This window comes from Burkholderia aenigmatica, from assembly GCF_048627025.1.
In the GTDB taxonomy this organism is placed as follows: Bacteria; Pseudomonadota; Gammaproteobacteria; order Burkholderiales; family Burkholderiaceae; genus Burkholderia; species Burkholderia aenigmatica.
Genome location: NZ_CP184468.1, coordinates 1,205,192 through 1,226,006, shown reverse-complemented (window position 1 = coordinate 1,226,006; position 20,815 = coordinate 1,205,192). Strand labels below are relative to the sequence as shown.

The window sequence follows — 20,815 nt, the reverse complement described above, 5'->3', positions numbered from 1 at the left end:
GAAACGGCCGCGCGGCGCGCGGCACGATCGATGGGCAATTCAGTGGTCGGCATCGGCCACGCGCGCCTGTGTGGCAGCGAGGCTCGCGCCGCCCGGCGGCGTCTCGGAATCCGGCGCCGCGGCGTCGCGTGTGCGCACAGCCGCGCGCGAAGCGGGGTCGGTACCGGCGGAAGTCTTGTCGGCGGACGCCGCCGCCGGATCGGCCACCTGGCCAGCCGGCTTGTCGGCTGCACGCGCAGCAGGTACGGCTTCCGCGGGCTTCTCCGCAACCTTGTCGGTGCGCTCGGCCGGTTTGTCGGCAACCTTGTCGGCCGCCGGCTTCGCCGCCCGCTCGCCCTTCTCCGCCGCCGCGTCGACATGCGCCGCGCGAATCGCGGCCATCGGCGCCGCGGCCGGCTCGGTACCGGTCGCCGTGGATGCCGCGGGCGCCACACCGGCTGCCCTCGCCTCGCGCGCCGCCGCGCGTTCCTTCCGCTCCGGCGAGCGCAGATCGAGCGCTTCCTGCACGCCCTTCACGCCCGGCACGATTTCGGGTTCGACATGCTTCGACCCGCGCGCGTTTTTCGAGCGCTTCGGCTTGGTGGCCAGCATCGGCGCGGCCGCCATCACTTCATCGAGCGCCTTCTTCGCGGCAGCCTGCTCGGCCGCGCGCCGGCTCGCACCGGAGCCCGACACCTTCACGTCGAGCTTCGGCACCGTGCATTCGACTTCGAATTGCTGATTGTGCGCCGCACCATGCGTCGCGACCACCGTGTAAGTCGGCAGCGCGATCTTGTGCCCCTGCAGGTATTCCTGCAGCAGCGTCTTCGCGTCCTTGCCGAGCGTGCGCGGATCGATGTGGTCGAGAATCGGGATATAGAGGCGCTTGATGACCCCTTGGGCGGCTTCGAAGCCGCCATCGAGGAATACGGCCCCGATGATGGCTTCGAACGCGTCCGCGAGGATCGACGGGCGGCGGAACCCGCCGCTGCGCAGCTCGCCCTCGCCTAGCCGCAGCCCGTCCGAGATATTCAGGGCCTGAGCAATTTCGTACAGCGACTGCTGTTTGACGAGGTTGGCGCGTACGCGCGACAGATCGCCTTCGTCCAACTTGCTGAAACGCTGGAACAAAAGGGCGGCCACCGCGCAATTCAGAACGGAATCGCCGAGAAACTCGAGCCGTTCGTTGTGCGTGGCACTGTGACTACGATGGGTCAAAGCCTGGCGCAACAATTCCGCATTGCGAAATTCGTAGCGCAGCCGGCTTTCCAACTGGGATAGGGGCATGTGCAGGAGTATAACGCGGGCGCCGGTCGGGCCGAAACGGCACGGCCGGACACGAAAAGGCGTGACGAGGCGGTGTTACCGCCGGTTCTTAAAGTAGTTCGGCACTACGCGACGCGGCCCGTGCATCGCGTAGTGCGAGTGAGTCGAATGCGATCAGTTGAAGGAACCGATGCGCTTCAGATCGCTGAAGTTCATCCAGATGAAGAACGCGCGGCCGACGATGTTCTGGTCCGGCACGAAACCCCAGTAGCGGCTGTCCGCACTGTTGTCGCGGTTGTCGCCCATCATGAAGTAGTGACCGGGCGGCACCTTGCAGATCACACCGCGGCTGTTGTACGTGCAGTTGTCGCGAAACGGATAATCGTATGCGCCCATCACGAACGGCGGCACGGCCGGGTTGTTGAGGATCGCGTTCTTCTTGTTGCCGATCGTTTCCTCGAACTGCTTCGCGTAATTCTGGCGCTCGTCGTCGAAGAAATCGGGCAGCGGCGCTTCGGGCACCGGCTGGCCGTTGATCGTGAGCTGCTTGTCCTGATACGCGACGGTATCGCCCGGCAGGCCGATCACGCGCTTGATGTAGTCGACCGACTCGTCCTTCGGATAACGGAACACCACGACGTCGCCGCGCGACAGCGGGCTGCCCTGCGTGATCTTCGTGTTCGTGACCGGCAGGCGCAGCCCGTATTCGAACTTGTTGACGAGGATGAAATCGCCGACGAGCAGCGTCGGCACCATCGAGCCCGACGGAATCTTGAACGGCTCGACGACGAACGAACGCACGACGAACACCGCCAGGATCACCGGGAAGAAGCTCGCCGTGTACTCCAGCCACCACGGCTGGCGCAGCTTCTCGTCGCGCAGCTTCGAACGCGTCTGCACGGCGTTTTCATCCGCGAAACGCTTGTCGATGCGCGACTGCTGGCGATCGAACTCCTCGATCGCCGAGTCGGCCGCCTTGCGTCGCCGCGGCAGGAACACCAGTTTGTCCAGCACCCACGCTACGCCCGTCAAGACGACGAGCACAAAAAGAATCAGCGCAAAATTCATAAAAGGATCAGTCCTGTTATTTGTCTTCGACGCGCAAGATTGCAAGGAACGCTTCCTGCGGGATCTCGACCGAACCCACCTGCTTCATCCGCTTCTTGCCTTCCTTCTGCTTTTCGAGCAGCTTCTTCTTTCGCGTGATGTCGCCGCCGTAGCACTTCGCGAGCACGTTCTTGCGCAGCGCCTTGATGTTCTCGCGCGCGACGATGTGCGCGCCGATCGCGGCCTGGATCGCCACGTCGTACATCTGGCGCGGGATGATCTCGCGCATCTTCGCGGCGACTTCACGACCGCGGTACTGCGACTGCGAACGGTGCACGATGACCGACAGCGCATCGACCTTGTCGCCGTTGATCAGCATGTCGACCTTCACGACGTCCGACGAACGGTATTCCTTGAACTCGTAGTCCATCGACGCATAGCCGCGCGACACCGACTTCAGGCGATCGAAGAAGTCGAGCACGATCTCGGCCATCGGGATCTCGTACGTGAGCTGCACCTGGCGGCCGTGATACTGCATGTTGATCTGCGAGCCGCGCTTCTGCTCGCACAGCGTGATCACCGAGCCCACGTAATCCTGCGGCATGTACAGGTTCACGGTGACGATCGGCTCGCGGACTTCCACGATACGACCAGGCTCCGGCATCTTCGCCGGGTTCTCGACCTTGATCGTCGAGCCGTCGCTCTGCACGACCTCGTAGACGACCGTCGGTGCGGTCGTGATGAGATCCATGTCGAACTCGCGCTCGAGCCGCTCCTGCACGATTTCCATGTGCAGCAACCCGAGGAAGCCGCAGCGGAAACCGAACCCGAGTGCCTGCGACACTTCCGGCTCGTACTGCAGCGATGCGTCGTTCAGCTTCAGCTTCTCGAGCGACTCGCGCAGCGCGTCGTACTGGTTCGCCTCGACCGGATACAGCCCCGCGAACACCTGCGGCTTCACTTCCTTGAAGCCCGGCAGCGGCTCGGTAGCGGCCTTGGCCACATGCGTGACGGTGTCGCCGACCTTCGCGGCCGTCAGCTCCTTGATGCCGGCGATGATGAAGCCCACCTGCCCGGCCGACAGCGATTCGAGATTGCGCGACTTCGGCGTGAACACGCCGACGTGCTCGACCGGATACTGCGCGCCGGTCGCCATCATCTTGATCTTGTCCTTCGGACGCAGCGTGCCGTTGACGATACGCACGAGCATCACGACGCCGACGTAGTTGTCGAACCACGAGTCGATGATGAGCGCCTGCAGCGGCGCGGCCGGATCGCCCTTCGGCGGCGGCACCTTCGCAATCAGCGACTCGAGCACGTCCTCGACGCCGAGACCCGTCTTCGCGCTGCAGCGCGTCGCGTCGGTCGCGTCGATGCCGATCACGTCCTCGATCTCCTCGATCGCGTTCTCGGGGTTCGCGGCCGGCAAGTCGATCTTGTTCAGCACGGGAACGACCTCGACGCCGAGCTCGATCGCCGTATAGCAGTTCGCGACCGTCTGCGCCTCGACGCCCTGGCTCGCATCGACGACCAGCAGCGCGCCTTCGCACGCGGACAGCGAACGGCTGACTTCGTACGAAAAGTCGACGTGCCCCGGCGTGTCGATCAGGTTCAGGTTGTAGACCTTGCCGTCGCGCGCGCGATAGGACAACGCGGCTGTCTGCGCCTTGATCGTGATGCCGCGCTCGCGCTCGATATCCATCGAGTCGAGCACTTGCGCTTCCATTTCACGGTCGGCGAGGCCGCCGCATACCTGGATGATGCGATCCGCGAGCGTCGACTTGCCATGGTCGATGTGCGCGATGATCGAGAAATTGCGAATATGATCCATTCAGTGCCGATCAAGCGAAAAAGGCGCGCTCGACGACCGCGGAGCACGCCTTGTAAGTCGGTGAAAAAACGGCTTATTTTAGCCGAAAAGGCCTTCGCCGGGCGGGATTTCGGACGCCGCGCCGCGCGGTGGCCCGCCGAGGGGGTGCCCGTCGGGTCAAGCCCCGTGCGAAACGACGCCCGCTGGCGGCAGGTCAGGCTCGGCGCCGGGCCGCAAGCGCGTCGCGCACCTTCGCGGCGTCGAACCGGTGACGACACACTTCTGCCCCATCCAGCAGCAGCACCGGCACGTCCTCGTCGTAGCGGGCGACGAGCGCCGTATCGGCGTCGATGTCGACGTAATCGACCGCGACGTCGAATTCGGCCGCCACCGGCGCCAGTGCGTCGCGCATGTCGTCGCACAGGTGGCACCAGCCGCGGCCGTAGAGCGTGAACATCGGCGCGTTACTTCTGGCGCGGCCGAACCGGCACGAACTGCGTGTTGTCGCCGCGCCGCACGAGCACCGCGACCGCCTTCTGCGGATCGAGCTGCGCGGTCACGTCGGCGAACTGCTTCGCGTTCGTGATGTCGGTGTCGCCGACACGCAGCACGATGTCGCCGCGCTGCAGGCCCGCACGGGCGGCCGGGCCGTCGACGCCGTCGATCTGCACGCCGCTCTTCAGCTTCAGCGTCTTCAGTTGCTCCGCCGTCAGGTCGCTGACCGTCAGGCCGAGCGAATTGGTCTGGCGCGGCTTCTGCGGCGCGTTCTTGCGCTGCTCGGCCTTCGCCGTCGATTCGGCCGGCGTCTCCGCGATCGTGATCGGCAGATCGCGTGCCTGACCCTTGCGCCATACGCTGACCGTCGCCTTCGTGCCGGGCTTCGTGTCGCCGACCATGCGCGGCAGATCCGACGCCGTGTCGACCGAACGACCATTGAACTTCAGGATGATGTCGCCCGGCTGGATGCCCGCCTTGTCGGCCGGACCGCCCGGCTCGACGCTGCTGACGAGCGCACCCTCGGCCTTCGGCAGCCCGATCGAATCGGCCACGTCCTTCGTCACTTCGCCGATCGCGACCGCGATCCGGCCGCGCGTGACCTTGCCGGTCGCCTTCAGCTGGTCGGCCACGCGCATCGCCTCGTCGATCGGAATCGCGAACGAGATGCCCATGAAGCCGCCGGTACGGCTGTAGATCTGCGAGTTGATGCCGATCACCTCGCCCTGCATGTTGATCAGCGGGCCGCCCGAGTTGCCGGGGTTCACGGCGACGTCGGTCTGGATGAACGGCAGGTAGTCGCCCGTATTGCGGCTCTTCGAGCTGACGATGCCGGCCGTCACGGTGTTGTCGAGGCCGAACGGCGAACCGATCGCGACGACCCACTCGCCGACACGCACCTTGTTCGAATCGCCGATCGCGACGACCGGCAGGTTCGACGCCTGGATCTTGACGACCGCGACGTCCGTGCGATCGTCGACGCCGATCAGCTTCGCCTTGAATTCGCGCTTGTCGGTCAGCGTCACGTAGATGGTGTCCGCATCGTCGACGACGTGCGCATTGGTCATCACGTAACCGTCGGCCGACACGATGAAGCCCGAGCCGACGCCACGATTCTGCTCGGTGTCGGGCGGATTGTCCGGCGCCGGCGCGTTCTTCGGGTTGCCGCCGCCATTGCCGCTACCGTTGCCGGGCGCCTGCGGCAGCGGAATGCCGAAGAAGCGCCGGAAGAATTCCGACATGTCGCCGTTGTCGAAGCCCGGCGGGAGCATCCCGCGCGGGCCGCTCGTCGGCACGTTGGCGGTGGTCCGGATGTTCACGACGGCCGGCCCGACCTTTTCGACCAGGTCGGCGAAGTCGGGCAGGCTGGCAGCGGGAGCCGTCACCGCGAACGCGGAATGCGGCACGAGCGGCAGGCAGGCAGACAGCGCCGCGGCCGCGAGCCATTTGCGCAGCGTGGGTTTCATCATGTCGGAAGCCGTAGCGTTACTTGGAAGCCTTGTATTCTATGGCAGACGCGAACTGCTGCAACGTGGCCGGCGGCACTTCGCCGAGCACGGTGATCCAGTAATCGCCGCGGCGCTTCACGAGAACGTTCGTTGCACCGGTGCTGCCCGCGCCTTCCTTGCGCGTATTCTTTTCGGCCGGCTCGATGAAGACCGAGATCGTCGCGAGACCGTCGGTGAAGACAGCCTGATCGACCGGGATCGGCGGTTCGCCCGCGTCGCGCGCGGCCATCGGCCGGCGCACTTCACGAATCTTCTGGAAACCGGCCACGCTCGGTGCGAGCTGCCAGCCCTGCGCTTCCATGTCGACTGTCGCGACCGGCGGACGCACGACCGTCCAGCCGCTCAGATTGCGCATGCCGGCCGCGATCGCGGCCTTGTCGCCGCTTGCGCCGCCCGCCTGCAATTGCGAGAACGCGATCTGCTCGAGCACGTGATCGTTCGCATCGAGCGTCTGCGAACGCAGCAGCAGCCCGGTGCGCGCGTCGGCCCACAACTTGTACGTGAAGCGGTACGCATCCTTCGGCACGAGTTCGACGACCTGCGCGTCGATCCCCGCCACGCGATCCTTGCCGAGCGACTTCGCGTCGTAGACGGACATCACGTGCTCGCCGCTCGCGCCGAGCAGCGCCGGGAACGAGTCGCGCGTCTGACGGCGCTCGACCACGCACAGCTTGCGCTCGGGCACGAACGTGTACAGCTCGTCGTTATGGCGCAGCAGCTTGCGCGGCTTGCCGTCGAGCGTCTCGATGCGCTCGAACTCGCCGTCGCGGGACGAGACGTGCGCGATGCGCGACGACTGCACATACCCGCCGCGCTGGTAGACGAACGTGCCTTCGTAGCTCTGCTGCTGCGCCGCCTGCTGGACGCGGTCGAGCCAGTCCGCGGCACCCTTGCGGGTCGCGACGGGATCGTCCGGTTGCTGGGCGCTGGCAGGAAGGGATTGAACGGACAACAGGGCGGCTGCGCAAAGCAGGAGGGCCGGCAGCCGCTTCCATCCGGAGATGGCGTGATTCAACTGCAATGTCCGCATCGGGTTTATTGGCCTGGCGTGGTGGTCACGGCAGCGCGGATCAGCGGCATCGAACCCGTGACGACGGGCTGCTGCGCGAATTGCTGATGCGCTTCAAGATATTGGTCGAGGCTGGCGTCGCGAATGATGTTGACGTCCTGCAGCCCCGGCTGGGCCGATGCCTGCGCAACCGTCACGCGCTGCAGGTTACCGCCTTGCGGTGCACCGGCCGATGCGACCTGAACGGCGCCCGGGGCACCGGCCGTCTGCATTTGCGGGACGACGATCCACGTCAGCGTGGCCGCGGCAGCGGCGACCGCGAACGCGGGCACGACGCGCCGGCGCAGCGACAGCAGCTTGCGCGCGACGGGCGCGGCCGCCGGTGCGAGCAGGTGCGGCTCGCTTTCCAGCGCAGCCGACATGCGCGCGGTGAACGCAACGCTCAGCGCGGGCGACAACGCCAGTTCGTCCGAGCGCAGCGCATCGCCGATCAGGTGGTAATGGGCCCACGCAGCGCGATCCGCGCGGTTGAGCTCAGCCAGAAACTGCCCGTTGTCCGGGCCATCGAACATTTCGCCGTCGACCAGCGCGGAAAGGCGCTCGCCGCGCGAGGACGCTTGCGACTGCGTATTGACCGACCCCATGATGCTCCCCATCTTGCACACCCCGTCGTGACTTCACGACTCTATCCGTAACTAGACCCCGACCCGCGTCGCTCCGCCCGTCGCGCTTACCAGCGCTTGCCTTCGGGCGTATCGAGCAGCGGACGCAATTTGGCAGCGATTGCCTCGCGTGCACGGAAGATCCGCGACCGGACCGTCCCGATCGGACAGCCCATCATTTCCGCGATCTCTTCGTAGCTCAGGCCCTCGATCTCGCGCAGCGTAATTGCCTGGCGCAGTTCTTCGGGCAGCAGAGCCATGGCAGCGTTGACCGTCTCGGCAATCTGCTTGCTCATCAACATCGACTCAGGCGTGTTGATATCCCTTAGTTGGTCTGCGTCGGAGAAAGTTTCCGCTTCCTCCGCATCGGCCTCGGTCGAGGTCGGTGCCCGGCGGCCTTGCGTCGCAAGGTAGTTCTTCGCCGTGTTGACGGCAATTCGGTACAACCACGTATAGAACGCCGATTCGCCGCGGAATTGCGGCAGCGCACGATACGCCTTGATGAACGCGTCCTGGGCCACATCCTCGACCTCGGCGGGATCCCGCACGAGGCGCGAGATCAGCCGAATGATCTTGCGGTGGTATTTGGAGACCAGGAGTTCGAACGCTGCCTTGTCGCCCTTCTGTACGCGCTCGACCAGAGCCTGATCGATTTCTTTTTCACTCACCTGACAAATCCGTTAACTAGGGATGCAACGCGGAGCAATATTGTAGCGTTCCCGCGCCGGCCGCTGGTTACGGTCCGTAACCGCGCCGCCGTCACGCCCGCCCCGCCGCGCCCGCCGTTCTCGCCAGCACGGAAAGTGCGCTGAACGATGCGGCGTCGAGCGCATCGGCCGGGATCAGCAGCGGCCGGGCCCGCCGGGCACCCTGCCCGACCGACAGCACCAGCAACAGGCTGCTCCAGTGCGCATGGCCCGTCACGCGACCGCGGGCCAGCAGGCGCCCGGTGCGGCCAAACGCCGCAACTTCCCCGAATGCGTCGATCCTCAGCTCGGCCGGCAGCCGGCGGGCACAGGCCCGCGCGGCGCACACGGCCAGCAGCGCTGCCGTCGCGGCCGACACGCATGCGCCGGCGGCAGCGCCCGCGCGCGGTGCCCAGAACAGGTAGACCGACGCGGCCGCCGACGCGACGAACGCGGCCAGCACGAGATACGACACGGCCGAGGCCCGCAACGCAAAGCGTTGCGGGCGCCCGGCCGGAGCATCGAATGGACTCGTCAAGCGATTGCAGCGTCAGACGCGCTTGAACACCAGCGTGCCGTTGGTACCGCCGAAGCCGAAGTTGTTCTTCACGGCGACGTCGATCTTCATGTCACGCGCGGTGTTCGCGCAGTAATCGAGATCGCACTCCGGGTCCTGGTTGAAGATGTTGATGGTCGGCGGCGACACGTTGTTGTGCAGCGCCAGCACCGTGAACACCGATTCGAGGCCGCCCGCGCCGCCCAGCAGGTGGCCCGTCATCGACTTCGTCGAGTTCACGACGAGCTTGTACGCATGCTCGCCGAAGGCCGCCTTCACCGCGTCGGACTCGTTCTTGTCGCCCAGCGGCGTCGACGTGCCGTGCGCGTTCAGGTACTGGACCTCATCCGCGTTCAGGCCGGCGTCGCGCAGTGCCGCGACCATGCAACGGCGCGGGCCGTCCATGTTCGGTGCGGTCATGTGGTACGCGTCGCCCGTCATGCCGAAGCCCGAGACTTCCGCGTAGATCTTCGCCCCGCGTGCCTTCGCCGCTTCGTACTCTTCGAGCACCATCACGCCGGCACCCTCGCCCAGCACGAAGCCGTCGCGGTCCTTGTCCCACGGACGGGACGCGCTGGCCGGATCGTCGTTGCGGGTCGACAGCGCGCGCGCTGCCGCGAAACCGCCGATGCCGAGCGGCGACACCGTCGATTCGGCACCGCCCGCGACCATCACGTCGGCGTCGCCGGCCTGGATCAGGCGCGCTGCGAGGCCGATGCTGTGCAGGCCGGTCGTGCAGGCCGTCACGGCCGCGAGGTTCGGGCCCTTCAGGCCGAACATGATGCTCAGGTGGCCCGAGATCATGTTGATGATCGAACCGGGCACGAAGAACGGCGAAATCCGGCGCGCGCCGCGATCGACGTAGGTCTGGTGCGTATCCTCGATCATCGGCAGGCCGCCGATGCCGGAACCGACCAGCACGCCGATGCGTTCCGCATTGGCTTCGTTCACTTCCAGCCCGCTGTCCTTGATGGCCTGGACGCCGGCGGCGATGCCGTAATGGATGAACGTATCCATGTTCCGGGCTTCCTTCGCCGGGATGTACTCCTCGGCGACGAAACCCTTCACTTCGCCCGCGAAATGGACGGCGAGGTTCGACGGATCGAACTTCGTGACGGTGGCAATACCGGACTTGCCGGCGACGAGATTGGCCCAGCCGTCGGCAACATTATTGCCAACAGGCGAAATCAGCCCCAGGCCTGTAACAACAACACGACGGCGGCTCACGGTAACCTCTTTTCCATTATTGGATGACAAAAACAAAAGCCACAGTGGCCACAGGAATCAGCCCTGCGAGCCCTGTGGCTGTTAGTCCGTCCGGCGCGAAGCCGGCAGGATGGCGCGTCAATCGCGAAGATCGCGGCGACGAGGCGGACAAGCGCGAAAGGCGCCTATTACGCCTTGACGTTTGCGCGAGCGTAGTCGATCGCTTGCTGAACGGTCGTGATCTTCTCTGCTTCTTCGTCCGGGATTTCCATGCCGAACTCGTCTTCCAGAGCCATCACCAGTTCGACCGTGTCGAGCGAGTCGGCGCCCAGGTCGTTCACGAACGAAGCTTCGTTCTTGATCTCGGCTTCCGCGACGCCCAGTTGTTCAGCGACGATCTTCTTGACACGTTGTTCGATGTTATCCATTACCCCTCCGAGGGAAAGTTCAGATTTACAAGTGCGCGCATTTTATCAGGTTTGCTGACGCCAAAACGCGCGTTGGCTTGATGGTCGATCAAGCGCCGATCCGCCTGAAAAACGGGATACGGCGCGGATGGTAAACGAAAACCGTTACGACATGTACATGCCGCCGTTCACGTGCAGCGTCGTACCGGTGATGTAACCGGCCTGCGGCGATGCGAGGAACGCGACGGCATGGGCAATGTCTTCCGGGCTGCCGAGGCGGCCGAGCGGAATCTGGGTCTTGAGCGCGGCCTGCTGTTCTTCCGGCAGCGTCTTCGTCATGTCGGTGTCGATGAAGCCCGGCGCCACGCAGTTCACGGTGATGCCGCGGCTGCCGATTTCGCGCGCGAGCGCACGCGTCATGCCCGCGACGCCGGCCTTTGCAGCCGCGTAGTTGACCTGACCCGGGTTACCGGCCGAGCCGACCACCGACGTGATGTTGATGATGCGGCCGCCACGTGCCTTCATCATCGGGCGCAGCACTGCACGCGACAGGCGGAACACCGACTTCAGGTTGGTGTCGATCACCGCGTCCCAGTCCTCGTCCTTCATGCGCATCGCGAGCTGATCCTGCGTGATGCCCGCGTTGTTGACGAGCACGTTCAGCGCGCCGAATTCCTTCACGGTCGCGTCGATCAGCGCCTCGGCGGCTGCCGCGTCGTTGACGTTCAGCACTGCACCGCGCCCCGTGACGCCCGCTTCCGCGAACGCCGCGGTGATCGCAGCAGCGCCCGATTCGCTCGTCGCCGTGCCGATCACCGTCGCGCCCAGGCGCGCGAGTTCGAGCGCGATCGAACGGCCGATGCCGCGCGACGCGCCGGTGACGATCGCAACCTGTTTATCGAGAGTCTTGTCCATGAATCGAATATCCGTCTCTTGAGAAAGGGCGCCGCGTCAGGCGGTCACCAGCTTGAGCGCTTCGTCGAGCGACGCCGGATCGAACACCGACGCACCCGTCAGGTTGCCGTCGATGCGCTTCGTCAGGCCGGCGAGCACCTTGCCCGGACCGCATTCGATCACGTGCGTGACGCCCGTGCCGGCGATGTGCTGCACGCACTCGACCCAGCGCACCGGGCCCGCGGCCTGGCGCACCAGCGCGTCCTTGATCGCAGCCGGATCGCTGACCACGGCGACGTCGATGTTGTTGACGACCGGAATCTGCGGCGCCTTGACGTCGACGTTCGCAAGATAGTCGCGCAGCTGGTCCGACGCCGGCTTCAGCAGCGACGAATGGAACGGCGCCGACACCGGCAGCGGCAGTGCGCGCTTCGCGCCCTTCGCCTTCGCGATCTCGCAGGCCTTTTCGACCGCGGCCTTGTTGCCTGCGATAACGACCTGCGCGGGCGCATTGAAGTTCACGGCTTCGACAACGCCAGCTTCCGCTGCTTCGGCGCAGACCGCACGCACCGTGTCGTCGTCGAGGCCCAGGATCGCGGCCATGCCGCCCTGGCCCACCGGCACGGCCGTCTGCATCGCCTGCGCGCGGAAACGCACGAGCGGCACCGCGTCCTTGAACGCGAGCGCGCCGGCTGCGACGAGCGCCGTGTATTCACCGAGGCTGTGGCCGGCGACGATCAACGGCGCCGGGCCGCCTGCCTGTTGCCACGCGCGATAGCACGCATAGGCTGCGGTCAGCATCACGGGCTGCGTGTTGGCGGTGAGATTCAGCTCTTCGGCCGGGCCTTCGGCGATCAGCTTGCCGAGATCCTGATTGAGTGCATCGGACGCTTCCTGGAGCGTCTCGCGCACGACGGCCAGATCGGCGAATGCGTTGAGCATGCCGACCGCCTGCGAGCCCTGCCCCGGAAATACGAATGCAAATTTCATATCGTCCCCAATTGAGTCGATTCGGACGGCGCGCACGAATGGCGCGCCGATGGGATCCGCGCGCAGCAGTCGCGCGCTGCGGATCAGTAGCGGAAGACCGACGCGCCCCAGGTGAAGCCGCCGCCGACGCCTTCGATCAGCACGTGCTGGCCACGCTGGATGCGACCGTCGCGCACCGCGGTGTCGAGCGCCAGCGGGATCGACGCGGCCGACGTGTTGCCGTGCTGGTCGACCGTCACGACCATGCGCTCCTGCGGCAAGCCGAGCTTGCGGCAGGTGCTGGTCATGATGCGAATGTTGGCCTGGTGCGGAATCAGCCAGTCGATCTGCTCGGGCGCGAGATTCGCCTTCGCGAGCGCCTCGATCGCGACCTTCTCGAGCACGTTGACCGCGAGCTTGAACACGGCCTGCCCGTCCATGTACAGGAACGCGCTGCCTTCGATCACGCCACGGTTGACGTTGCCCGGCGTGCAGAGGATGTGCGAATAGCTGCCGTCCGCGTGCAGCGCGCTGCCGAGCACGCCCGGCTCTTCCGACGCGGACAGGATCACCGCGCCCGCGCCGTCGCCGAACAGCACGCAGGTCGTGCGGTCCTTGAAGTCGAGAATGCGCGAGAACGTCTCCGCGCCGATCACGAGCGCGGTGCGGTGCTGGCCGCTGCGGATGAAGCTGTCGGCCGTCGCCATCGCGTACGCGAAGCCCGAACACACGGCCTGCACGTCGAATGCCGCGCCGCCGTTCTTGATGCCGAGCTTGTTCTGCAGCAGGCACGCGGTGCTCGGGAACACGAAATCGGGGGTCGAAGTCGCGACGATGATCAGGTCGATCGACTGCGGATCGATGCCGGCGGCTTCGATCGCGCGACGCGACGCCTCGAACGCGAGGTCGCTGGTCGTCACGTCCGGTGCGGCGAAATGGCGCGCATGGATGCCCGTGCGCGCAACGATCCATTCATCGCTCGTCTCAATGCCTTCCTTCGCGAGACGATCGGTCAACTGCTGGTTCGTGACGCGGTCAGGCGGCAGGTAGCTGCCCGTGCCGAGCACGCGGGAATAGAGAGTCGATTGGGCCATTTATGCTTTAGAGGATTGCGCAGCGGAAGGTTCGGCGTGATGGCCTGCGGCGGGGCTTGCATGGCCCGCGCCGCCCGCGTCGTGTTCGCCTTCGCCGAGCGACACTGAATTATCCGCCATCGCGCGCGCGAGGCGCTCCAGCACGCCGTTTTTGACGGCATCATACCCGCGTTTGAGCGCCCACTCAAACGCGTAGGCGTCGGCCGAGCCGTGGCTCTTGATCACGAGGCCCTTCAGCCCCAGCAGCGCCGCGCCGTTGTACTGGCGGTGGTCGACGCGCTTCTTGAAACGTAGCAGGACAGGCGCGGCGAGCAGCGCCATCAGCTTCGACATCAGCGAACGGCCGAACTCCTCGCGGATGATGTCTGCCAGCATCTGCGCGAGTCCCTCGGACGTCTTCAGCGCGACGTTGCCGACGAAGCCGTCGCACACGATCACGTCGACCGTGCCCTTGTAGATGTCGTTGCCTTCGACGTTGCCGCGGAAATTGAGCGTGCTGGCGCGCAGCAGTTCACCTGCGCGCTTGATCGTCTCGTTGCCCTTGATCACCTCTTCGCCGATGTTCAGCAGGCCGATCGTCGGGCGTTCCTTGCCCTCGAGCGCGGCCACGAGCGCGTGTCCCATCTCCGCGAACTGCAGCAGGTGCTGCGGCTCGCAGTCGACGTTCGCGCCGAGGTCCAGCATCATCGTGTAGCCGGTCGGGTTCGGCAGCGCGGACGCGATCGCGGGCCGCTCGATGCCGGGCAGCGTCTTGAGCACGTAACGGGAAACGGCCATCAGCGCGCCGGTATTGCCGGCGGAGATACAGGCCTGCGCCTCGCCTTCCTTGACGCGGTTGAGCGCGACGCGCATCGAAGAATCCTTCTTCTTGCGCAGCGCCACTTCGACAGGGTCGTCCATCGCCACGACTTCGGTGGCGGGAACGATGGTCAGCGCGGGATCGTCGAGGGCTTTCAGCTTCTTCAGCTGAGCGCGGATCGCGCTTTCGATGCCGACGAGCATCAGGTGCGCATCGGGATGCGCGCGGACGAACTTGACTGCCGCGGGAACGGTCACGGACGGGCCGTGGTCGCCTCCCATGCAATCGATTGTGAGCTTTACGGTCATGGAATGCGACGAATTTCAGGCACAAAAAAGCGGCAGATGAATGCCGCCTTTTTGTCGAGCCAGGAAAGTGTCAAGCGAACCAGTTGTCACGCGAACGGCAAGCGTAGCGCGCAACGCGTGACTTGACGCTTAGTCGTTCTTCGTCTTGACGACTTTCTTGCCGCGATAGTAGCCGTTCGGGCTGACGTGGTGACGCAGATGCACTTCACCCGTGCTCGGCTCGACTGCCAGCGGCGCTGCCGTCAGGAAATCGTGCGAACGATGCATGCCGCGCTTCGACGGCGACTTCTTGTTTTGCTGGACTGCCATGACTAACTCCTAAATAATTTTCCGGATTCTAACACAGCCCGATCCGGCGCTTAACTACCCTGGCCCAAAGCCTTTACGCCTTCCCGCGCCACAACTGCTTAGTGTTTCTTGGTGCCGTCACCGTCCTTCTTCAGCGCTTCCAGCGCTGCGAACGGATTCGGCCGTTTGCCTTCGTCCCCGGCTTCGTCGGACTCTTCGTCCGTCTCTTCCGCGGGACCGCTCGCACCCGACACGAGGCTTTCGTGGACTGCCGGGCAAACCTCGTGCTTGGGCACGAGCGGCAACGAAAGCAGCAATTCCTCTTCGATCAAGTCGACGAGATCGAACTGGCGTGAGCCCACGATCACATCGGCTTCATCGTCGTCGAGCGGAAATTCTTCAGCTTCTTCTTCGGTCGCGACGACCCGGTACGTCATGTCGACGCCGAACGTCTGGTCGTACGGGGTCATGCAGCGCTGGCACGTGAGCCACGCATGGCCGTGCACCGCAAGGCGCAGATACGGCTGCTGCCCATCGGCGCCGTCGTCCTGCAACTCCTTCTGGGTGAACCCTTCCGCCTGCCATGTGAAGACCGTGTCGCGATCTGGCGCGTCCGCGGGCACTTCGTTTAACATGCGCGGCAGTTGCGAGAGGCGTACCGCGCCCGCTGCCTGCCGCCCGCTGCGGGCGAATTCGAACAGGTCGATCGCGTGCGGATCAAGCGCCGCAGCAGGTTTGCCAGAAGAAGTGTTCATGTGCGCTCCTGCCTACAGGCTGACTTGCGGATCCGGCTTGGTACCGCTCGCGTACGGCTCATCCGCAGATGACGTACTTTACTTCCGAAGACCCGGCAGGCGCCACCACAACGGAAGCCTGCCGACGAAAAGCGGGAAAGCATACCTGTTTTACCTTTTGCGGTCAATCACTTAAGCTTGCGTCCGCGCAACGCTGCGCAACACCCGACGACTCACCGATCCAACCGACCATGCCGGATACCGTTTGCCGCCCGCCGCGGCTGATTCTTGCCTCCAGTTCACGCTACCGCCGCGCGCTCCTCGAGCGCCTCGGCATCCCCTTCGACGTCGTGTCGCCCGACCTCGACGAAACCCCGCACGACGGCGAAACGCCGGCCGCGACCGCCCTGCGCCTCGCCGCCGCGAAAGCGCGCGCCGTCGCTGCGACGATCGACGCGCCGGACGGCGTGCTCGTGATCGGGTCGGACCAGGTCGCGACCTTCGACGGGCTCCAGATCGGCAAGCCCGGCACGCATGAGCGCGCGCTCGCGCAACTCGTGTCGATGCAGGGCCGCGAAGTCGAATTCCACAGCGCGCTCTGCCTGTACGACAGCCGGACGGGCGAAGCGCAGGTCGAGGACATCGTCACGCGCGTGCGCTTCCGCGCGCTGCCCGAGGCTGAACTCGACGCGTACCTGCGCGCGGAAACGCCGTACGACGTCGCCGGCAGCGCGAAGTCCGAAGGGCTCGGCATCGCGCTGCTCGACGCGATCGACTCGAACGACCCGACCGCGCTCGTCGGCCTGCCGCTGATCGCGCTCACGCGCATGCTGCGCGCCGCCGAATACCCGTTGTTTGCAACCACCCGTGGAGACCGCGCATGACCGCCGGCACGCTTTACCTCGTCCCGAACACGCTCGGCGAAGGCGACGAATCGATGCTCGCCGCCGTGCTGCCCGCAGCCGTCCAGGCGCGCGCCGGCACGCTCGGCTATTACATCGGCGAGAACGCGAAAACGACCCGCGCGTTTCTGAAGAAGATCGGCACGACGCGCCCGATCCAGGAAATCGAGATCAGCGAACTCAACGTCAATACGCCGGCCGGCGCCATCGACCGGCTGCTCGCGCCCATTCTGGCCGGTGCGGACGCCGGCCTCGTGTCGGAGGCCGGCTGCCCGGCCGTCGCCGACCCCGGTGCGCTGCTGGTGCGCCGCGCGCATGAGCGCGGCGTGAAGGTCGTGCCGCTCGTCGGGCCGAGTTCGATCCTGCTCGCGCTGATGGCCTCGGGCCTGAACGGCCAGAGCTTCGCGTTCAACGGCTACCTGCCGGTCGACGCGGCCGCGCGCGCGAAACGCCTGCGCGAACTCGAGCAACTGTCACGCAAGGCGCGCCAGACGCAGATCTTCATCGAAACGCCGTACCGGAATCACGCGATGCTCGACACGCTCGTCGCGACCTGCGCGCCGTCGACGCAGATCTGCGTCGCGGCCGACCTGACCCTCGCGACCGAGACGATCGCGAGCCGCACCGTAGCGGACTGGAAAAAGGCGCCCGCGCCGAATCTGCACAAGCGCCCGGCGATCTTCCTGCTGCTGGCGAACTGAAGCCGTAGCAGACGAACCGCCAAGCGACTGGCGGGCCCTTGCGGCCCGCCCGCTTTCGGTCAGCGCAAGCTGACCGACGCACCACCCGCCGTCAGCGCCTTCATGGCGGCGCCGCCGACGGCCGCGCCGAACTTGCGCGCGACACGGTTCGTCAGGCTTTCCTTCACCGTATAGTCGACGAGATCCGGCGCCTTCAGCACGTCGCGCGCGACCGTGTCGGTCGTGCCGTAGCCGTCGGCCAGCCCGAGCTCGACGCTCTTCTCGCCGGTCCAGAACAGGCCCGAGAACATGTCGGGCGTCTCGTGCAGCCGCTTGCCGCGGCCATCCTTCACGGCCTTGATGAACTGCGCGTGCACCTGGTCGAGCAATGCCTGCGCATGCGCGTCCATCTTCGGCGTCTCCGGCGAGAACGGGTCGTAGAAGCCCTTGTTTTCGCCCGACGTATGCAGGCGCCGCTCGACGCCGAGCTTGCCCATCAGGCCGGTAAAGCCGAACCCGTCCATCAGCACGCCGATCGACCCGACGATGCTCGCCTTGTCGACGAAGATCTTGTCGGCCGCCGACGCGATGTAATAGCCACCCGATGCGCACATGTCGGTCACGACGACGTACAGCGGCTTGTCCGGATACTTCGCGCGCAGCCGGCGGATCTCGTCGTAGACCATCCCGGCCTGCACCGGGCTACCGCCCGGGCTGTTGATCCGCAGCACGACACCGGCGGTGCCGTCGTCGTCGAACGCGGCATCGAGCGCCGTATTGATGTCGTCGGCGTTCGCGTTGACCCCGGCCGCGATCTCGCCGTCGATCGTCACGAGCGCCGTATGCCGCCCGCTCGAAGAAAACTTCGAATCGCTCGAGAAAGCGATCAGCGCGAACGCGAACAGCACGAACACGGCGAGGAACGCGAAGCGAAAGAAGATCTTCCAGCGCCGCGCCGCGCGCTGCTCCTTGACCGCCGCGAGCGCGATCCGCTCGAGCGCCGCACGCTCCCAGTTCGGTTCACGGCTGTCGGGACGGGAGGAGGAATCCGGGGAATTCGGTTGGTCGGCCATGCAGTGTTATGGTTAGTCGGTCGTGGCGGGAACGGCGGGACGCAGGTCGGCGTCGGGCACCCAGAATACCGCACGCCCGTCGGACGTGTCGCGCTCGTCGACCTCGACCGGCCTCAGGCGGCCGCCGCGGCACGGGCCGCCGACGCACTTGCCGGTGTTCGGCTCGTAGATCGCGCCATGCGTCGCGCACATCAGGTAGAGACCCGACGATTCGAAGAACTGCCCTTCGGCCCAGTCGAGCTCCATCGGCACATGCGCGCAACGATTCAGATAACCGTATGCCTGGCCCTCGTAGCGCACGAAGAACACGACGGCCTGCTCGCCGCGCAGCGTCGCGTCGACGCGCACGCCCGCGCCACCGTCAGCCAGGGCATCCGAAGCGCACACGCGCACGGCATCCGGCGCCGCGCTCATGCGTGCTCCCGCAGCCACGCGGCCAGCGCGCCGACGTCCGGTGCGACGAAGCGCGGCGCGAGCGCAGCCAGTGCATCGGCCGTGTGCGCGCCGTACGCGACGCCGACGCCGGCCGCTCCGGCGCTCGCGGCCATCTGCAGGTCGTGTGTCGTGTCGCCGATCATCACGGTGCGCGACAGGTCCTGCCCCAATTCCCGGGACAGCTCATGCAGCATCGCCGGATGCGGTTTCGAGAAGGTCTCGTCCGCGCAGCGCGTCGCGTCGAACAGGCTCGTCAGCTTCGACTGGTCGAGCACGCGGTTCAACCCGACCCGCCCCTTGCCGGTTGCAACGGCGAGCAGATAGCCCGTGTCGCGCAACTCGGCGAGCAACTCGCGCACGCCGGCGAACAGCTCGATGCGCTGGTCGTCGAGCAGATAGTGATAGCGGTAGCGCTCGGCGAGCCGAGAATAGTCGGACGGATCGAGGGTCGGAGCCGTAATCTGCAGCGCATCGCGCAGACCGAGGCCGATCACGTAGCGCGACGCCTCGTCGGACGGCGTGGGAAGGCCGAGATCGCGGCATGCGGCCTGGATGCTGTGCGCGATATGCGCAGTCGAATCCATCAGCGTGCCGTCCCAGTCGAAGACGATCAGGTCAAATTGCTGTCGAGCCATGCGGTTCAGGCGTTATCGCGCAGTGCGCTGAGTTGGTCGAGGAAGCGCCGGCATTCGTCCGGCAGCGGCGCGTCGAACTGCAGCGCCTCGCCGGTCAGCGGGTGAGCGAGCCGCAGCCGGTACGCATGCAGGAACATCCGTTTCAACGACGGCTGCGCATTCGCGCGCGCCAGCGCCTTGTTCAGTGCGAAATCGCCATACTTGGCGTCGCCGGCGATCGGCAGGCCGAGATGCGCGAGGTGCACACGGATCTGATGGGTCCGACCCGTTTTGAGTTCCGCTTCGAGCAGCGCGTACTCCGGCCAAAGGTCGACGAGGTTGAACACCGTGTGCGATGGCAGTCCGTCGTCCTGCACACGCACGCGGCGCTCCCCTTCCGGGGTCGAATACTTGAACAGCGGGGCCTTCACCGCGCGGCGGCGGCCCCAGTCCGACTGCCACTCACCGTGGACGCACGCGAAGTAGCGCTTGTCCATCCTGTTCTCGCGAATCTGCTCGTGCAGACCCACCAGCGCCGTGCGCTTCTTCGCAAGCATCAGGACGCCGGACGTTTCGCGGTCGAGCCGGTGCACCAGTTCGAGGAATTTTGCGCGCGGGCGTGACTGGCGCATCTGCTCGATCACGCCGAACGCGACACCGCTACCGCCGTGTACCGCGACCCCGGCCGGCTTGTTGATGACGAGCATCGCGTCGTCCTCGAACAGCACCTCGAAGTGCGCGGGCGGCACGATGGTCGCCTCGGCGCGCGCGAGGTCGGCCGCGGCCACCCGCACCGGTGGTACGCGGACGATGTCGCCGAACGCGAGCCGGTACTGCGCATCGACCCGACCCTTATTCACGCGCACTTCGCCGCTGCGCAGGATCCGGTAAATATGGCTTTTCGGCACGCCTTTACAGACGCGCAAAAGGAAGTTGTCGATACGCTGACCGGCCGAGCTTTCGTCGATCTCGAGCATCGATACCTGGCCGCTTGCGACCGAATTCTGGGATATTTTGCCTAACTCGTTCATACTGAATATAATTTTGCCCAGCCTGACGTTGCGGGCGGCCTCACCGGCCTGCCCGGACTGAGCGGGCAAGGCGCAAGCGCAAACCGCTATTTTACTTGCGCCGGGGGTCTGCTGCTCGCCCCTAATCAAAGAGATGCAGCAAGTTGCACGCACGGCACCGCTCGCCGGCAAGGATCGCGCCCACAGGCGGATTCGGTCGGCAAGGCGCCGCGGTAACGGAAAGTTGGTTGAAAAGAATTCGATCGGCAGCCAGACGGCGCGAAGTGCGTCCGCAAGCTGCCGGTTGCGAAAATTACGGCGTTGCGCCCGATTTGGTTCCGCGAAGCGTGCGGGACTTGGCGACGTCAAACCAGGGAAGTACAC

At 65.7% G+C, this 20,815-nt stretch carries 23 protein-coding genes; 2 read left to right on the top strand and 21 right to left on the bottom strand.

Features of this window, described 5'->3' with window-relative positions; translation table 11 throughout:
* Positions 1-39: 39 nt before the first annotated feature.
* The 17 genes from rnc to ACN8ZM_RS05755 form a co-directional block, all read right to left on the bottom strand.
* Positions 40-1,266: a ribonuclease III gene (gene rnc / locus ACN8ZM_RS05835; protein ID WP_420210745.1), complete on the bottom strand. Its 1,227-nt coding sequence runs from the start codon at positions 1,264-1,266 to the stop codon at positions 40-42.
* A 153-nt stretch (positions 1,267-1,419) separates the two neighbouring features.
* The gene (gene lepB, locus ACN8ZM_RS05830; protein ID WP_043181990.1) at positions 1,420-2,313 is read right to left on the bottom strand and encodes a signal peptidase I; all 894 of its coding nucleotides are present in this window, start codon (positions 2,311-2,313) and stop codon (positions 1,420-1,422) included.
* 16 nt (positions 2,314-2,329) lie between these two features.
* Entirely contained in the window at positions 2,330-4,123 is a 1,794-nt protein-coding gene (lepA, locus tag ACN8ZM_RS05825; protein WP_043181988.1) for a translation elongation factor 4, read from the bottom strand.
* A gap of 193 nt (positions 4,124-4,316) precedes the next feature.
* The gene (locus tag ACN8ZM_RS05820) at positions 4,317-4,559 is read right to left on the bottom strand and encodes a glutaredoxin family protein (RefSeq protein ID WP_420210744.1); all 243 of its coding nucleotides are present in this window, start codon (positions 4,557-4,559) and stop codon (positions 4,317-4,319) included.
* A 7-nt stretch (positions 4,560-4,566) separates the two neighbouring features.
* Positions 4,567-6,066 carry a DegQ family serine endoprotease gene (locus ACN8ZM_RS05815; protein ID WP_420210743.1) on the bottom strand — a complete coding sequence of 500 codons (1,500 nt, stop codon included), beginning with the start codon at positions 6,064-6,066 and terminating at the stop codon, positions 4,567-4,569.
* Between the two features lie 16 nt (positions 6,067-6,082).
* Entirely contained in the window at positions 6,083-7,135 is a 1,053-nt protein-coding gene (locus ACN8ZM_RS05810; RefSeq protein WP_043181984.1) for a MucB/RseB C-terminal domain-containing protein, read from the bottom strand.
* A 5-nt stretch (positions 7,136-7,140) separates the two neighbouring features.
* Positions 7,141-7,758: a sigma-E factor negative regulatory protein gene (locus ACN8ZM_RS05805; RefSeq protein WP_089450677.1), complete on the bottom strand. Its 618-nt coding sequence runs from the start codon at positions 7,756-7,758 to the stop codon at positions 7,141-7,143.
* 86 nt (positions 7,759-7,844) lie between these two features.
* Positions 7,845-8,444: an RNA polymerase sigma factor RpoE gene (gene rpoE, locus ACN8ZM_RS05800; RefSeq protein ID WP_006490873.1), complete on the bottom strand. Its 600-nt coding sequence runs from the start codon at positions 8,442-8,444 to the stop codon at positions 7,845-7,847.
* Between the two features lie 91 nt (positions 8,445-8,535).
* Positions 8,536-9,000 carry a protein YgfX gene (locus ACN8ZM_RS05795; protein WP_089450153.1) on the bottom strand — a complete coding sequence of 155 codons (465 nt, stop codon included), beginning with the start codon at positions 8,998-9,000 and terminating at the stop codon, positions 8,536-8,538.
* 12 nt (positions 9,001-9,012) lie between these two features.
* Positions 9,013-10,245 (bottom strand): beta-ketoacyl-ACP synthase II, encoded by a 1,233-nt coding sequence (gene fabF / locus ACN8ZM_RS05790; RefSeq protein WP_043181980.1) that lies wholly within the window; start codon positions 10,243-10,245, stop codon positions 9,013-9,015.
* A 167-nt stretch (positions 10,246-10,412) separates the two neighbouring features.
* Positions 10,413-10,652 (bottom strand): acyl carrier protein, encoded by a 240-nt coding sequence (gene acpP, locus ACN8ZM_RS05785; RefSeq protein ID WP_004197638.1) that lies wholly within the window; start codon positions 10,650-10,652, stop codon positions 10,413-10,415.
* A gap of 144 nt (positions 10,653-10,796) precedes the next feature.
* Positions 10,797-11,546 (bottom strand): 3-oxoacyl-ACP reductase FabG, encoded by a 750-nt coding sequence (gene fabG / locus ACN8ZM_RS05780; RefSeq protein ID WP_006476504.1) that lies wholly within the window; start codon positions 11,544-11,546, stop codon positions 10,797-10,799.
* Between the two features lie 36 nt (positions 11,547-11,582).
* Entirely contained in the window at positions 11,583-12,515 is a 933-nt protein-coding gene (gene fabD, locus ACN8ZM_RS05775; RefSeq protein ID WP_420210742.1) for an ACP S-malonyltransferase, read from the bottom strand.
* 83 nt (positions 12,516-12,598) lie between these two features.
* Complete coding sequence (locus tag ACN8ZM_RS05770) at positions 12,599-13,588, bottom strand: beta-ketoacyl-ACP synthase III (RefSeq protein WP_043181967.1); 990 nt, start codon at positions 13,586-13,588, stop codon at positions 12,599-12,601.
* Positions 13,589-14,695 carry a phosphate acyltransferase PlsX gene (plsX, locus tag ACN8ZM_RS05765; protein ID WP_043181965.1) on the bottom strand — a complete coding sequence of 369 codons (1,107 nt, stop codon included), beginning with the start codon at positions 14,693-14,695 and terminating at the stop codon, positions 13,589-13,591.
* Positions 14,696-14,824: 129 nt separating this feature from the next.
* The gene (rpmF, locus tag ACN8ZM_RS05760) at positions 14,825-15,004 is read right to left on the bottom strand and encodes a 50S ribosomal protein L32 (RefSeq protein ID WP_006051932.1); all 180 of its coding nucleotides are present in this window, start codon (positions 15,002-15,004) and stop codon (positions 14,825-14,827) included.
* A gap of 98 nt (positions 15,005-15,102) precedes the next feature.
* On the bottom strand, positions 15,103-15,738 hold the full coding sequence (locus ACN8ZM_RS05755; protein ID WP_043181963.1) for a DUF177 domain-containing protein: 636 nt from the start codon (positions 15,736-15,738) through the stop codon (positions 15,103-15,105).
* 230 nt (positions 15,739-15,968) lie between these two features.
* Between ACN8ZM_RS05755 and ACN8ZM_RS05750 the strand changes: the two genes are divergently transcribed.
* Together ACN8ZM_RS05750 and ACN8ZM_RS05745 are read left to right on the top strand one after the other, a co-directional pair.
* The gene (locus tag ACN8ZM_RS05750) at positions 15,969-16,601 is read left to right on the top strand and encodes a Maf-like protein (RefSeq protein WP_043181961.1); all 633 of its coding nucleotides are present in this window, start codon (positions 15,969-15,971) and stop codon (positions 16,599-16,601) included.
* Positions 16,598-17,320 carry an SAM-dependent methyltransferase gene (locus ACN8ZM_RS05745; protein ID WP_043181959.1) on the top strand — a complete coding sequence of 241 codons (723 nt, stop codon included), beginning with the start codon at positions 16,598-16,600 and terminating at the stop codon, positions 17,318-17,320. The genes ACN8ZM_RS05750 and ACN8ZM_RS05745 overlap by 4 nt, the downstream gene beginning before the upstream one ends.
* 59 nt (positions 17,321-17,379) lie before the next feature.
* Here ACN8ZM_RS05745 and ACN8ZM_RS05740 read toward each other — a convergent pair whose 3' ends face one another.
* From ACN8ZM_RS05740 to ACN8ZM_RS05725, 4 genes are read right to left on the bottom strand one after another with little or no spacing between them, the layout of a single operon-like run.
* Positions 17,380-18,372 carry a S49 family peptidase gene (locus ACN8ZM_RS05740; protein WP_420210741.1) on the bottom strand — a complete coding sequence of 331 codons (993 nt, stop codon included), beginning with the start codon at positions 18,370-18,372 and terminating at the stop codon, positions 17,380-17,382.
* A gap of 12 nt (positions 18,373-18,384) precedes the next feature.
* Positions 18,385-18,786 carry a Rieske (2Fe-2S) protein gene (locus tag ACN8ZM_RS05735; protein WP_043181955.1) on the bottom strand — a complete coding sequence of 134 codons (402 nt, stop codon included), beginning with the start codon at positions 18,784-18,786 and terminating at the stop codon, positions 18,385-18,387.
* Complete coding sequence (locus ACN8ZM_RS05730) at positions 18,783-19,442, bottom strand: HAD-IA family hydrolase (protein WP_043181953.1); 660 nt, start codon at positions 19,440-19,442, stop codon at positions 18,783-18,785. Before ACN8ZM_RS05730 ends, ACN8ZM_RS05735 begins: the two co-directional genes overlap by 4 nt.
* A 5-nt stretch (positions 19,443-19,447) precedes the next feature.
* A complete protein-coding gene (locus ACN8ZM_RS05725) occupies positions 19,448-20,452 on the bottom strand; it encodes an RluA family pseudouridine synthase (RefSeq protein ID WP_089450676.1) in 1,005 nt (334 codons plus the stop codon).
* Positions 20,453-20,815 lie beyond the last annotated feature (363 nt).

Coding starts and splice junctions, on each gene's coding strand:
- ACN8ZM_RS05820 (WP_420210744.1), bottom strand. CDS start 4,559: ATGTTCACGCTCTACGGCCGCGGCTGGTGCCACCTGTGCGACGACATG.
- ACN8ZM_RS05730 (WP_043181953.1), bottom strand. CDS start 19,442: ATGGCTCGACAGCAATTTGACCTGATCGTCTTCGACTGGGACGGCACG.
- fabD (WP_420210742.1), bottom strand. CDS start 12,515: ATGAAATTTGCATTCGTATTTCCGGGGCAGGGCTCGCAGGCGGTCGGC.
- ACN8ZM_RS05815 (WP_420210743.1), bottom strand. CDS start 6,066: ATGATGAAACCCACGCTGCGCAAATGGCTCGCGGCCGCGGCGCTGTCT.
- ACN8ZM_RS05745 (WP_043181959.1), top strand. CDS start 16,598: ATGACCGCCGGCACGCTTTACCTCGTCCCGAACACGCTCGGCGAAGGC.
- ACN8ZM_RS05725 (WP_089450676.1), bottom strand. CDS start 20,452: ATGAACGAGTTAGGCAAAATATCCCAGAATTCGGTCGCAAGCGGCCAG.
- ACN8ZM_RS05810 (WP_043181984.1), bottom strand. CDS start 7,135: ATGCGGACATTGCAGTTGAATCACGCCATCTCCGGATGGAAGCGGCTG.
- ACN8ZM_RS05740 (WP_420210741.1), bottom strand. CDS start 18,372: ATGGCCGACCAACCGAATTCCCCGGATTCCTCCTCCCGTCCCGACAGC.
- lepA (WP_043181988.1), bottom strand. CDS start 4,123: ATGGATCATATTCGCAATTTCTCGATCATCGCGCACATCGACCATGGC.
- acpP (WP_004197638.1), bottom strand. CDS start 10,652: ATGGATAACATCGAACAACGTGTCAAGAAGATCGTCGCTGAACAACTG.
- ACN8ZM_RS05750 (WP_043181961.1), top strand. CDS start 15,969: ATGCCGGATACCGTTTGCCGCCCGCCGCGGCTGATTCTTGCCTCCAGT.
- ACN8ZM_RS05805 (WP_089450677.1), bottom strand. CDS start 7,758: ATGGGGTCGGTCAATACGCAGTCGCAAGCGTCCTCGCGCGGCGAGCGC.
- ACN8ZM_RS05755 (WP_043181963.1), bottom strand. CDS start 15,738: ATGAACACTTCTTCTGGCAAACCTGCTGCGGCGCTTGATCCGCACGCG.
- plsX (WP_043181965.1), bottom strand. CDS start 14,695: ATGACCGTAAAGCTCACAATCGATTGCATGGGAGGCGACCACGGCCCG.
- fabG (WP_006476504.1), bottom strand. CDS start 11,546: ATGGACAAGACTCTCGATAAACAGGTTGCGATCGTCACCGGCGCGTCG.
- lepB (WP_043181990.1), bottom strand. CDS start 2,313: ATGAATTTTGCGCTGATTCTTTTTGTGCTCGTCGTCTTGACGGGCGTA.
- ACN8ZM_RS05735 (WP_043181955.1), bottom strand. CDS start 18,786: ATGAGCGCGGCGCCGGATGCCGTGCGCGTGTGCGCTTCGGATGCCCTG.
- ACN8ZM_RS05770 (WP_043181967.1), bottom strand. CDS start 13,588: ATGGCCCAATCGACTCTCTATTCCCGCGTGCTCGGCACGGGCAGCTAC.
- rnc (WP_420210745.1), bottom strand. CDS start 1,266: ATGCCCCTATCCCAGTTGGAAAGCCGGCTGCGCTACGAATTTCGCAAT.
- rpmF (WP_006051932.1), bottom strand. CDS start 15,004: ATGGCAGTCCAGCAAAACAAGAAGTCGCCGTCGAAGCGCGGCATGCAT.